The sequence below is a fragment of the Streptomyces sp. ISL-100 genome (assembly GCF_018614615.1).
GTDB lineage: Bacteria > Actinomycetota > Actinomycetes > Streptomycetales > Streptomycetaceae > Streptomyces.
Genome location: NZ_JAGGOK010000025.1, coordinates 99,558 through 111,604, shown reverse-complemented (window position 1 = coordinate 111,604; position 12,047 = coordinate 99,558). Strand labels below are relative to the sequence as shown.

Annotated in this window: 12 protein-coding genes and 1 riboswitch; of the genes, 5 read left to right on the top strand and 7 right to left on the bottom strand. The window is 71.5% G+C overall.

What is annotated here, in order from left to right:
- Positions 1–73: 73 nt before the first annotated feature.
- Positions 74–925, bottom strand: a complete 852-nt coding sequence (locus J7E89_RS11555; RefSeq protein WP_214972400.1) for a hypothetical protein — start codon at positions 923–925, stop codon at positions 74–76.
- Positions 926–1,053: 128 nt separating this feature from the next.
- Here J7E89_RS11555 and J7E89_RS11550 point away from each other — a divergent pair, with 128 nt between their 5' ends.
- Both J7E89_RS11550 and J7E89_RS11545 read left to right on the top strand, forming a co-directional pair.
- The gene (locus tag J7E89_RS11550) at positions 1,054–1,344 is read left to right on the top strand and encodes a hypothetical protein (protein WP_214972264.1); all 291 of its coding nucleotides are present in this window, start codon (positions 1,054–1,056) and stop codon (positions 1,342–1,344) included.
- A 16-nt stretch (positions 1,345–1,360) separates the two neighbouring features.
- Positions 1,361–2,560: a glutathionylspermidine synthase family protein gene (locus J7E89_RS11545; RefSeq protein ID WP_214972263.1), complete on the top strand. Its 1,200-nt coding sequence runs from the start codon at positions 1,361–1,363 to the stop codon at positions 2,558–2,560.
- 276 nt (positions 2,561–2,836) lie between these two features.
- Here the strand turns inward: J7E89_RS11545 and rocD are convergent, their stop codons facing one another.
- On the bottom strand, positions 2,837–4,045 hold the full coding sequence (rocD, locus tag J7E89_RS11540) for an ornithine--oxo-acid transaminase (RefSeq protein WP_214972260.1): 1,209 nt from the start codon (positions 4,043–4,045) through the stop codon (positions 2,837–2,839).
- 120 nt (positions 4,046–4,165) lie between these two features.
- Positions 4,166–4,256: riboswitch (ZMP/ZTP riboswitch) on the top strand.
- 40 nt (positions 4,257–4,296) lie between these two features.
- Here rocD and glyA point away from each other — a divergent pair.
- On the top strand, positions 4,297–5,568 hold the full coding sequence (gene glyA / locus J7E89_RS11535; protein WP_214972257.1) for a serine hydroxymethyltransferase: 1,272 nt from the start codon (positions 4,297–4,299) through the stop codon (positions 5,566–5,568).
- Positions 5,569–5,626: 58 nt separating this feature from the next.
- Here glyA and J7E89_RS11530 read toward each other — a convergent pair whose 3' ends face one another.
- From J7E89_RS11530 to J7E89_RS11520, 3 genes are all read right to left on the bottom strand, one after another.
- Entirely contained in the window at positions 5,627–6,421 is a 795-nt protein-coding gene (locus tag J7E89_RS11530; protein ID WP_214972254.1) for a hypothetical protein, read from the bottom strand.
- A gap of 93 nt (positions 6,422–6,514) precedes the next feature.
- On the bottom strand, positions 6,515–7,297 hold the full coding sequence (locus J7E89_RS11525) for a hypothetical protein (protein ID WP_214972251.1): 783 nt from the start codon (positions 7,295–7,297) through the stop codon (positions 6,515–6,517).
- A complete protein-coding gene (locus J7E89_RS11520; RefSeq protein WP_214972248.1) occupies positions 7,290–7,901 on the bottom strand; it encodes an RNA polymerase sigma factor in 612 nt (203 codons plus the stop codon). Before J7E89_RS11520 ends, J7E89_RS11525 begins: the two co-directional genes overlap by 8 nt.
- A 54-nt stretch (positions 7,902–7,955) precedes the next feature.
- Here J7E89_RS11520 and trpS point away from each other — a divergent pair, with 54 nt between their 5' ends.
- Both trpS and J7E89_RS11510 read left to right on the top strand, forming a co-directional pair.
- Positions 7,956–8,969 carry a tryptophan--tRNA ligase gene (gene trpS / locus J7E89_RS11515; RefSeq protein WP_214972246.1) on the top strand — a complete coding sequence of 338 codons (1,014 nt, stop codon included), beginning with the start codon at positions 7,956–7,958 and terminating at the stop codon, positions 8,967–8,969.
- Between the two features lie 134 nt (positions 8,970–9,103).
- Complete coding sequence (locus J7E89_RS11510) at positions 9,104–9,697, top strand: 2'-5' RNA ligase family protein (RefSeq protein WP_214972243.1); 594 nt, start codon at positions 9,104–9,106, stop codon at positions 9,695–9,697.
- An 82-nt stretch (positions 9,698–9,779) separates the two neighbouring features.
- Here the strand turns inward: J7E89_RS11510 and J7E89_RS11505 are convergent, their stop codons facing one another.
- Positions 9,780–10,535, bottom strand: coding sequence for a decaprenylphospho-beta-D-erythro-pentofuranosid-2-ulose 2-reductase (locus J7E89_RS11505; protein WP_214972240.1), 756 nt, complete (start codon positions 10,533–10,535; stop codon positions 9,780–9,782).
- 39 nt (positions 10,536–10,574) lie between these two features.
- A complete protein-coding gene (locus J7E89_RS11500; RefSeq protein ID WP_214972237.1) occupies positions 10,575–11,999 on the bottom strand; it encodes an FAD-binding protein in 1,425 nt (474 codons plus the stop codon).
- Between the last annotated feature and the right edge of the window lie 48 nt (positions 12,000–12,047).

Genomic DNA, 12,047 nt, shown 5'->3' with positions numbered 1-12,047 from the left:
GAACGTGCGCCGCGCTCCCGCGCCCACGCACCCCCGCTCCCGAGCCCCCCGCAGGGCCGTTCCCCAGCGCCTCCTACGGCGCGTCGGCCGGCCCCGCCGCCGCCGCGATCGCCGGGGGCTCGCCGAACCGGGCCAGGGCCAGCGCGCCCGCCACCGCCACCGCGAAGCCCACGGCCGCCGGCACCGCCAAGCCCTCCCGCGTACGGTCGCCGAGCCACACGACACCCACCACGGCCGGGCCGATCGTCTCGCCGACCACCATGCCCGCCGTCGCCGTGGTCACCGAGCCGCGCTGGAACGCCGACGTGAGCAGCAGGAACGCCGTGCCGCCGCCCAGCAGCAGCGCGTACACGGCCGGATTGGCGACGAGCGCCGACGGTGCCAGGTCGTCGAGCAGCCGCACCGAGACCGACACCACCCCGAAGCCGGTGCCCGCGCCGAAGCCCAGGACCAGGGCGCGGGCCCGGCCCGGCAGGCGGCCCGCCGCCGCGCCCGCGAGCAGCACGGCGAAGGCGACGCCGAGCATGGCGTACCGCAGGGCGGGCGGGCCGTCGCTCCTGCCGTCCGCGCCGACGGACAGCCCGAGCATCGCCAGGCCCGCGCAGACGACGGTCACCGCGGCCCACTCCGTACCTCGGAGGCGGACCTTCAGCACGCGGGCGGCGAGCACGGCGGTGACGGCGAGGCTCGCGGCCTGGGCCGCCTCGACGGCGTAGATGGGGATGGTGAGCAGGGCGACGATCTGGAGCGCGAAGCTGAGGCCGTAGAGGGCGAGACCGGCGACGTACCGCCACTGACGCAGGGCGCGCAGCATCAGCGCCACGTCGACCCCGCTGCCGGTGCCGAGCTGCGCGGCGCGGGCCCCGACGGCCTGGAGCACGGAGGCCGTACCGATGCAGACCGCCGAAGAGAGCGCGCAGATCATCCCAAGGATCACAAACCGACTCTAGAGGGGTTGGAGATCGTGCACCGGGTTCCGGCGGCCGGAGCGGGCCATCTAGTCTGTCGGACGGTCTGGAGAATCTGTTCGAACGACGGGGGAGGGGCCGGGACATGGCGGCACGACGGCGCAAACTGAGGTCAGGCACGGTCCTGCTCGGCGGCATGGGCGTGCTCGCGGCGACGCTCACCGCCTGCGGCTCGGAGCCGGACCGGCGGTGCGTGGATCGGGTCACCCAGGAAGTGCTGCCGGACTACGAGTGCGAGGACGACGGCTCCAGCAGCTCCGGCCGGTACTACTACGGCGGCAGCGTCAGCAGCGGCAAGGTGACGGACGGCAGCTTCGACAAGTCCGCGGTCGACCGGGGCGGCTTCGGCTCCGGCTTCGGTTCCGGCGGCGGCTGACGGACCGGACGGACCGATGAAGCGACACACGATCGAACCACGCCCCGGCTGGCAGCAGACCGTCGAGGAGCAGGGCCTCATCTACCCGCTGACCCGCTTCCCGGACGGGTCGCTGCGCCCGTACTGGGACGAGAGCGCGTACTACGAATTCTCGCTGCCCGAGGTCGAGGCGCTGGAGGAGGTCGTCGAGGAACTGCACGCCATGTGCCTGGCCGCCGCCGCGCACATCGTGGAGCACGACCGCTTCGCCGACCTCGGCATCACGGACCCGCGACTGGCCTCGCGGATCGCCACCTCCTGGCGGCGACGCGCCGAACTCCCCTCCATCTACGGGCGGTTCGATCTGCGGTACGACGGCACGGGCCCCGCCAAGATGCTGGAGTACAACGCCGACACCCCCACCTCGCTGGTGGAGGCCGCCAGCCCGCAGTGGTTCTGGATGGAGGAGCGCTTCCCCGGCGCAGACCAGTGGAACTCCCTGCACGAGCGGCTCGTCGACGCGTGGAAGCGCCAGGCACCGCTGCTGCCGCCCGGGCCGCTGCACTTCGTCCACTCGGAGGGCGACGAGCTCGGCGAGGACCTGATGACGGTCGCGTACCTGCGCGAGACGGCCCAGCAGGCCGGGATCGCCACGGAGGCGCTGTCCGTCGAACAGATCGGCTGGGACCGGCTCTCGGGCCGCTTCGTCGACGGCCGGCTGCGCTTCATCCGCAGCTGCTTCAAGCTCTACCCGTGGGAGTGGCTGACGACCGACCGCTTCGGGCCGCACGTCCTGAACACGCTCGACAACGGCGGCGGCTCGGGCACCACCTGCTGGATCGAGCCGGCCTGGAAGATGCTGCTCTCCAACAAGGCGCTGCTCGCGATCCTCTGGGAGCTCTACCCCGGCCATCCGAACCTGCTCGCCGCGTATCTCGACAGCCCGCGCGAGCTCGCCGCCTCCGACGGGCCCGGATACGTCGCCAAGCCGCTGCTTGGCCGCGAGGGCGCCGGCGTCACGATCCACGAGCCGGGCTCGGAGTCGGCTGCCGCTCGCGCGGAGGATGAACAACCCTTCTGCTACCAGGAGTTGGCGCCCTTGCCCGACTTCGACGGCAACCGTGTGGTGCTCGGGGCGTGGGTCGTCGAGGACGAGGCGGCGGGACTGGGCATCCGGGAGTCCTCGGGCCTGATCACGGACGAGTACGCCCGCTTCCTGCCGCACGTAATCCTCTGAGAGGCGGTGGCGGCGGGCCGGGACGGACCGGGGGCGGCCCGGGCCAGGCTCGAATGGGCCACCCCGCGTGCGGCGCGCGGCCCTGACGGACATGCTGCTCGCGTGGGCCGGGGTGAGGTCCAGGGGGAGGGCCGAACAGGCTCGGCGCCCATGCCGCGCCTCGCACTCTCCAGGAGTTCGCATGCCCACACGCGCCGTCGAGGCAGCGCTGGCGGCCGCCGCATCCGTGCGTTCGCTGTGACGCCACAGCGAACGCACGGCGCAGGGCGCAGGTCTCTACTGGCCCGCCAGCACCGCGCCGAGCTGGTCGAGGCCCCAGTCCAGGTCCTCCTTGCTGATCACCAGCGGCGGGGCGATCCGGATGGTCGAACCGTGGGTGTCCTTGACCAGGACGCCCCGGTCCATCAGCTTCTCGGAGATCTGCCGCCCGGTGCCGCGCGACGGGGCGATGTCGACGCCCGCCCACAGCCCGCGGCCGCGCACCGCCTCCACCGCGCCGCCGCCCACCAGCAGGCCCAGCTGCTGGTGGAGGTGGTCGCCGAGCTCGGTGGCGCGCTGCTGGAACTCGCCGGTGCGCAGCATCGCGATGACCTCCAGCGCCACCGCGCAGGCCAGCGGGTTTCCGCCGAACGTCGAACCGTGCTCGCCCGGCTTGTACACCCCCAGCACCTCGGCCGACGACACGACGGCGGACACCGGCACCACGCCGCCGCCGAGCGCCTTGCCCAGGACGTACATGTCGGGGACGACGCCTTCGTGCTCGCAGGCGAAGGTCTTTCCCGTACGCCCGAGACCGGACTGGATCTCGTCCGCGATGAAGAGCACGTTCCGCCGGCGGGTCAATTCCCGTACGCCCGCCAGGTATCCGGCCGGCGGTACCAGGACGCCCGCCTCACCCTGGATCGGTTCGAGCAGCACGGCCACGGTGTTCTCGGTCACCGCGGCGTTCAGCGCGGTCAGATCTCCGTACGGGACGATTTCGAAGCCCGGGGTGTACGGGCCGAAGTCCGCGCGGGCCTCGTGGTCGGTCGAGAAGCTGACGATCGTCGTCGTACGGCCGTGGAAATTGTTTCCCGCGACCACAATCTTCGCTCGGCCGTCCAGCACGCCCTTCACCTTGTAGCCCCACTTGCGGGCCGTCTTCACGGCTGTCTCCACCGCCTCGGCCCCGGTATTCATCGGCAGCACCATTTCCATGCCGCAGAGCTCGGCGAGCTGCGTGCAGAACTCGGCGAACCGGTCGTGATGGAAGGCCCGGGAGGTCAGCGTCACTCTGTCGAGCTGCGCCTTGGCGGCGTCAATGAGCCGGCGGTTGCAGTGGCCGAAGTTCAGCGCCGAGTACCCGGCGAGCATGTCGAGGTAGCGGCGCCCCTCGATGTCGGTCATCCAGGCGCCGTCCGCCGACGACACGACGATGGGGAGAGGATGGTAGTTGTGTGCGCTGTGAGCCTCGGCAGAGGCGAGGGCGGCTTGGGTGGTCGACACGGGGTCTCCGATCGTCGAAACAAATCCATCCGGCGAGGGGCATGGATGGTGCCCCTTTCTATCGTCGCTCGTATGCCGGACGAAGAAACCATGCTTTGCGGTGCGGCCGCTAGGGTGGCGGGTACGCACGGCGACTGGCGTACGCGGAACAGACCGCGGGGAAGCCGTGCGGGGAACAAAGCACGAGGTGCCGCCCGCCTGGGCACCCCGGGATCACGACCGGACACTGACCGCTCGCCCCGGAGGACAAGATGACTCTCCCGCTCAGCCACCCCGCCCTCTCCGCCACGGACCCGGAACTGGCCGCCCTGGTCGGAGCCGAGGAACAGCTGCAGGCCGACACCCTGCGCCTGATCCCCAGCGAGAACTACGTCTCGCAGGCCGTACTCGAAGCCTCCGGCACCGTGCTGCAGAACAAGTACAGCGAGGGCTACGCGGGCCGGCGCTACTACGAGGGCCAGCAGAACATCGACCAGGTCGAACGGCTCGCCACCGCCCGGGCCAAGGCCCTGTTCGGCGTCGACCACGCCAACGTCCAGCCCTACTCCGGCTCGCCCGCCAATCTCGCCGTCTACCTCGCCTTCGCCGAGCCCGGCGACACCGTGATGGGCATGGCCCTCCCGATGGGCGGTCACCTCACCCACGGCTGGGGTGTCTCGGCCACCGGAAAGTGGTTCCGCGGCGTCCAGTACGGCGTACGCCAGGACACCGGGCTGATCGACTTCGACGAGGTGCGCGATCTCGCCCTCAAGGAACGCCCGAAGCTGATCTTCTGCGGTGGCACCGCTCTCCCTCGCACCATCGACTTCGCCGCCTTCGCGGAGATCGCCCGCGAGTCCGGCGCCGTGCTCGTCGCGGACGTAGCCCACATCGCAGGCCTCATCGCCGGCGGCGCCCACCCGTCCCCGGTCCCGCACGCCGACGTGATCTCGACGACCACGCACAAGACCCTGCGCGGCCCGCGCGGCGCGATGCTGATGTCCCGCGAGGAGCACGCGAAGGCCATCGACAAGGCCGTCTTCCCGGGCCTCCAGGGCGGCCCGCACAACCAGACCACCGCAGCCATCGCCGTCGCCCTCCACGAGGCGGCCCAGCCCTCCTTCCGCGACTACGCGCACGCGGTCGTCGACAACGCCAAGGCGCTCGCCGAGGCCCTGCTGGCCCGCGGCTTCGACCTGGTCTCGGGCGGCACCGACAACCACCTGATCCTGATGGACCTCACCCCCAAGGATGTGCCCGGCAAGGTGGCGGCGAAGGCCCTGGACCGGGCCGGGATCGTCGTCAACTACAACACCGTCCCGTACGACCCGAGGAAGCCGTTCGACCCGTCCGGCGTCCGCATCGGCACCCCCTCCCTCACCTCGCGCGGTCTCGCGACGGAACACATGCCGGCCGTCGCCGACTGGATCGACCGGGGCGTCACCGCCGCCCGCACCGGCGACGAGGACGCCCTCGCCGCGATCCGCGCCGAAGTCGCCGACCTCATGGCCGCCTTCCCCGCACCGGGCCTCCCCACGGACTGACCGGGCTGACCCGGCAGGGGCCGGCACGGGCTGAGACAGCGAACCCGTCCGACGCCCCTCACATGTCGATGAGTTGACGTCGAGGCCCCGGCGGGCCCGGGTCCTGGTGACCCGGCTCCCGTCGGGCCGTGCCGCGCCGGACCAGAGTGACCCCGGCGAAGCCGATCAGGGCCCCGGCCGCCAGCCCCGGTATCGGCCACCACCAGTCCGCCGAGCCGGCTCTGTCACCCGACCGGCCCGGCGCCGCCACGCCGGATTCAGCCGCTCCCGGTGACGCGGCTTCCGGTTCGGCGTCTTCTCGCACGGCTGCTTCGGACTCGCGCTCTTCGGCTTCTGACCTGCTGACAAAGTCCGGCGGGAAGCCGCCGCCGCCCACGCCCGCCGCGCCGACGGCCCCGGCCTTGCCCAGCACGCCCAGCCGGTCCAGCAGGGCGCGCAGCTTCGCGGGCTCGTCGGCCAGGTGCCAGCGCTCGGCTGGGACCAACTGGCCCTCGGTCTGTGTGCTGACCCATATCGGGCCGCCCTGCTTCGGCAGGTGCACCCGGTCGACCCGCCACACGGACACATCGTGCCGAAGCCACGTCACAGTGAGCCGGCGCCATGTCCCGCCCTCGTCCACCGCGCCGTCGATCTCCAGGGGACGCTTGCGCACTCCGTGCGCCTCCCCGGGACCGAGGTGCTTCGCCAACTCCTGGTAGCGGGCGGCTGTGTGGTAGAGCGAAGCGGCCTGTCCGCTGTCCGGCGAGACCACCAGCACGCTGGTAGGACCGCCCGCCGCGGCCCGTGACGCACCCAGCAGAATCATCGCGAGCACCACCCCGGCAAGGGCGGCAAGTCGTCGTAGCAATCGCATGGTTCGTCCCCCGTCGATGCGTCGCCGCAGTGTCGTGACACCTCGCTGCGGTGTCACTTCTCATACACCGCCCACGCCTTGCGGGTTCCACTCTCAGCGGGTGGATTCTGCGAGTTTCACCGCGCGCTCCATGGACTCCACGCCCTCCAGCCGCAGCGTCAGCAGCCCGCCGTGCTGCCAGAGCAGGGTCGGGCCGGCCGCCCTGACCTCGTACCCGTACGACCGGCCGGCCTCGTCCACGAGCTTCAGCGTCAGCCGGTGGCGCTCCGAAAACCACAGGGCTGTGCGGCCGTCCACTTCCGTATAAGCGGCGGGCACGGGCGTCGCCTTGTAGAAGAGCGGATCGATGGTCGCCCGGAACTCGTCGATCCGGACCTTCCCCCAGCACACGGACAGCACCCGCCGGTCGTCCGAGACCGAAGCCGCCACCGGCTCCCCCAGCCCCGCCGGCAGCACCGGATCGAAGCCGGCCCGCAGCGCCGCCTCCGCCACCGTCAGCCCCTGCGGGCAGCCGGGCGGCCCCGCGCCGGGCGACCCCGGCGGCGAGGCCGTCGGGTCGTACCGCACCTCCACGCCGCCGAAGTCGAACCACTCCACGACGGCCGCCCGCACCGGGGGCGTGAGCACCAGCACGACCAGCAGCCCGGACAGCCCGGCGGTCAGCAGCCGCCACCTGCGCCGCGCCCAGGCCCGTACCCGCTCGCCGCGCCCCGGAGGCCCGGCCACCGGCACGGGTACCGCCTCCGCGATGATCTGCGCCAGCACCCGCTCGGCCATCGTCGCCCCGTCGACGTCCGGGACCCGCATCCCGCGCCCCAGCTCGCGCAGCTCGTCGGGCAGCGTCTCGCGCAGCTCCTCGGGCAGGTCGCTACTCATGCTCATCACCCCCTTCCCACGCCCCCGGCAGAATCTGCCCCAGTTTCTTCAGCCCGCGGTTCAGCCTCGACTTCACCGTGCCCCGCGGCCAGCCCAGTGCCTCCGCCGTCTCCGCCTCGTCCATCTCCAGCAGATAGCGGTACGTGACGACCCGGCGCTGGTCCTCGCTCAGCTCGTCCAGCGCGGCCAGTAACTGCTGCCGCCGCTCCTCCGCCAGCGCCGCCACCGCCGGATCGGCCGATTCCGGTATCACCGGCCCCGCACCCAGCAACGCCGCTTCCCGCCCCGTCGCCGCCCGCAGACGCCCCGCCGAGCGAACTGTGTTTCTCGTCTCATTCGCGACAATCTGGAGCAACCACGGCCGGAACGCCGAGCCGTCCCTGAAGCGCCCCAGCGACTGGTACGCCTTGAAGAAGCCCGCCTGCACCACGTCTTCCGCGTCCGCACCCGCTCCAAGCGCCACAGCCGCTCTGACCGCGATACCTGTGTAGGCGCGCACCAGTTCCGCGTACGCCTCGGGCTCCCCGGACCGTACGCGCGCGATCACCGCAGCATCGTCGATGCCGATGCGGCCCCCCTCCAGGGTCCCCTCCCGCGTCTCCACACTCTTGATACACCGGAGAACCGAGTTGGGTTCCACACCTGAGAGAATGAGTTCATGGCCTCTGATCGTCCCCGCGTGCTCTCCGGCATCCAGCCCACCGCAGGCTCGTTCCACCTCGGCAACTATCTTGGCGCCGTACGCCAATGGGTCGCCCTGCAGGAAACGCACGACGCCTTCTACATGGTCGTCGACCTGCATGCGATCACCGTTCCGCAGGACCCTGCCGAACTGCGTGCCAACACCAGGCTCGCCGCGGCCCAGCTGCTGGCTGCCGGCCTCGACCCGGACCGCTGCACGCTCTTCGTGCAGAGCCACGTGCCCGAGCACGCCCAGCTCGGCTGGGTCATGAACTGCCTGGCCGGATTCGGCGAGGCGTCGCGCATGACGCAGTTCAAGGACAAGTCCGCCAAGCAGGGCTCCGACCGCGCCACCGTCGGCCTCTTCACGTACCCGATCCTCCAGGTCGCCGACATCCTGCTCTACCAGGCCAATCAGGTCCCGGTCGGCGAGGACCAGCGTCAGCACATCGAGCTGACCCGCGACCTGGCCGAGCGGTTCAACGGCCGCTTCGGCGAGACGTTCACCGTCCCGGCGCCGTACATCCTCAAGGAGACGGCGAAGATCTTTGATCTCCAGGACCCGGCGATCAAGATGAGCAAGTCGGCGTCGACGCCGAAGGGCCTGATCAACCTGCTCGACGAGCCCAAGGTGACCGCTAAGAAGATCAAGAGCGCGGTCACGGACACCGACACCGTGATCCGTTACGACGCCGTCGAGAAGCCGGGCGTCAGCAACCTGCTCTCCATCTACTCCACGCTCACCGGCGAGACCGTCGCCGAGCTGGAGAAGAAGTACGAGGGCAAGATGTACGGCGCGCTGAAGACGGACCTTGCCGAGGTGATGGTGGAGTTCGTCACGCCGTTCCGGGCCCGCACCCAGGAATATCTGGACGACCCGGAGACGCTGGACTCGGTCCTGGCCAAGGGCGCCGAGAAGGCCCGTACGGTTGCCGCGGAGACCCTCGCCCAGGCCTACGAGAAGGTCGGTCTGCTGCCCGCCAAGCACTGAGCGAGGGTGCCGGTCGGTCCGGAACGTGACCAAGGTTCGGACCAAGGACTCTGGCCACGAGGGCCGCGGGCCCGCCACACTGCACACTGGCAGCACCACACAGGACGTACCGGACGACGACGGAGGAGAACGACGTGGGGACCGTAACGCTCGGCGTTTCGATCGCGGTCCCGGAGCCGTACGGCAGCCTGCTCCAGGAGCGGCGCGCTAGCTTCGGGGATCCGGCCGCGCACGGCATCCCCACGCATGTCACCCTCCTCCCGCCCACCGAGGTCGACGCGGCGCTCCTGCCCGCCGTCGAGGCGCACCTCGGCGCCGTCGCTGCGTCCGGGCGCTCCTTCCCGATGCGGCTGTCGGGTACGGGTACGTTCCGCCCGCTCTCCCCGGTCGTCTTTGTGCAGGTCGTCGAGGGTGCGGCGGCCTGCGCGTGGCTCCAGAAGCGGGTGCGGGACGCGTCGGGGCCGCTGGTGCGCGATCTTCAGTTCCCGTATCACCCGCATGTCACGGTCGCCCACGGCATCTCCGAAGAGGGGATGGACCGGGCCTACGAAGAGCTCGCGGAGTACGAGGCGGAGTGGGCCTGCACCGGGTTCGCGCTGTACGAGCAGGGGGCGGACGGGGTGTGGCGCAAGCTCCGGGAGTACGCGTTCGGGGGCGGGGCCGTAGGCGTTGTCCCGGCCCAGAACTCGCCGGTGGACCAGCCGGCGACGCCCTCGCTTCGGTCCTGACGGCTGGGGCGTGCCCTGCGGGGCTTTTTGGGGCGCTGCCCCAGACCCCGCTCCTCAAGCGCCGGAGGGGCCGGATTCGCGCTCAGACCGGCAGCCGCCGGAACAACGGTCGCGGTAGGTGCCGGAGCGCCGACATCACGAACCGCATCGCCCCCGGCACCCACACCGTCTCCGAGCGCCGCCGCAGCCCGAGCTCGATGGCGGTAGCGACCAGCGCGGGGGTGGTCGCCAGGGGTGCCTCCGGCAGGCCCGCCGTCATCTTCGACCGGACGAATCCGGGGCGTACGACCATCACGTGCACGCCCGTCCCGTACAGCGCGTCGCCCAGGCCCTGCGCGAAGGCGTCCAGGCCCGCCTTGCTCGACCCATAGATGAAATTCGCGCGGCGGGCGCGCTCGCCCGCCACCGACGACAGCACGACCAGTGAGCCGTGGCCCTGTCCCTGGAGCGCGTTCGCGCACACCAGGGCGGCCGAGACGGCGCCCGTGTAGTTCGTCTGCGCGACCCTGACCGCCGACAGGGACTGTTCCTCGTCGTGCGCCTGGTCGCCGAGGACGCCGAAGGCCAGCAGCACCATGTCGACGTCACCCTCGGCGAAGACCTTGCCGAGCTTTTCCTCGTGCGCCACGGGGTCGAGCGCGTCGAATGCGATGGTACGGACCTCCGCGCCCAGCCCCCGCAGCCCGGCCGCCGCCTCTTCGAGGGCGGGGGACGGGCGGCCGGCCAGCCAGACCGTACGCGTGCGGCGGGCGATCAGGCGGCGGGCCGTGGCGAGGCCGATCTCGGACGTGCCGCCGAGGACGAGCAGGGACTGGGGGATGCCGAAGGCGTCCTTCATGATGCGCTCCTGGAGGGGGACGTGTACGGACAACGTCAGTCAGAGGGAAAGGCGGCGGGAGAGGTCCGACGTGAAGACGCCGCGCGGGTCGAGTTCGGCGCGCAGCGCCCGGAATTCCGGCAGCCGCGGATACATCGCCGCCAGCAGCTCCGGCCGCAGCCGGGAGTCCTTCGCCAGGTAGACGCGGCCGCCGGCCGCCACGACCTCCTCGTCGAGCTCGTCGAGGAACGCGCCCAGCCCCGGCAGGCCCGCCGGGATGTCCAGCGCGAGCGTCCAGCCGGGCACCGGGAAGGAAAGCCAGCCCGGATCGCTGTCCCCGAACCGTTTCAGTACGGCGAGAAACGACGGGCAACCACGCCCCGAGATGCGGCCGACGATCCGGCGCAGGGCCTCCTCCTGTCCGTACCCGACGACGAACTGGTACTGGACGAACCCGCCGGGCCCGTAGATCCGGTTCCAGTGCGGGACACCGTCCAGCGGGTGGAAGAACGTCGACAGTTTCTGGATTTCACCGGTGCGGCGCGCTTGCGGTGCCCTGCGGTACCAGAGCTCGTTGAACAGCCCCACCGATGCCCTGCCGAGCAGCCCTTCCGGTACGAACCCGGGCGCGGCCGGGAGCCGTCCCGGCCGGAACGCGAGCGGCTCCCGGCGGGCGCCCGCCGGGAGCGCGTCCAGCGGGGCGTGCTCCCCCCGGGTGAGGACCGAGCGCCCCATGGCCGCGCCGCGCGCGAGGAGGTCGATCCAGGCGACCGAGTAGCGGTAGCGGTGGTCGGTGGCGGTGAGGCGGGCCATCAGGTCGTCCAGGTCGGCGGCGCGTTCGGTGTCGACCCGCATGAAGGAGGTCTCCACCGGGAGGAGTTGGATGCTCGCCGAAAGGATGACGCCGGTCAGGCCCATGCCGCCGGCCGTTGCGTCGAACAGTCCGGTGCCGGAGGGGACCGTACGCACCTCGCCGTCGGCGGTGAGCAGTTCGAGCGAGACGACGTGACGCGAGAAGGAGCCCGAGCCGTGGTGGTTCTTGCCGTGGATGTCGGCGCCGATCGCGCCGCCCACGGTCACGTACCGGGTCCCGGGCGTCACCGGCACGAACCAGCCGAGCGGCAGCAGCACTTCCATCAGCCGGTGCAGGCTCACGCCCGCGTCGCACACCACGACGCCCGCCCGGGCGTCGACCGTACTGATGCGGTCCAGCCCGGTCATTTCGAGTACGGAGCCGCCCGCGTTCTGCGCCGCGTCGCCGTACGCCCGGCCGAGCCCGCGCGCGATGCCGCCGCGCGCGCCGTGGGCCGCGCAGTCGAGGACCGCGGCCGCCGCCTCCTCGTACGAACGGGGCCGGACCAGGCGGGCGGCGGTCGTCGGGGCGGTGCGGCCCCAACCGGTGACTTCCACTGAGGCGGAGGCCGAGGCGGAGGCGGAGGCGGAAGCGGAGGCAGAGGCCGAGGCGGACGCGGTGTCGACAGGCATGACAGTGACCGTATCGTCCCTAAACATCGCAGTTCAGTAAATCGCCTG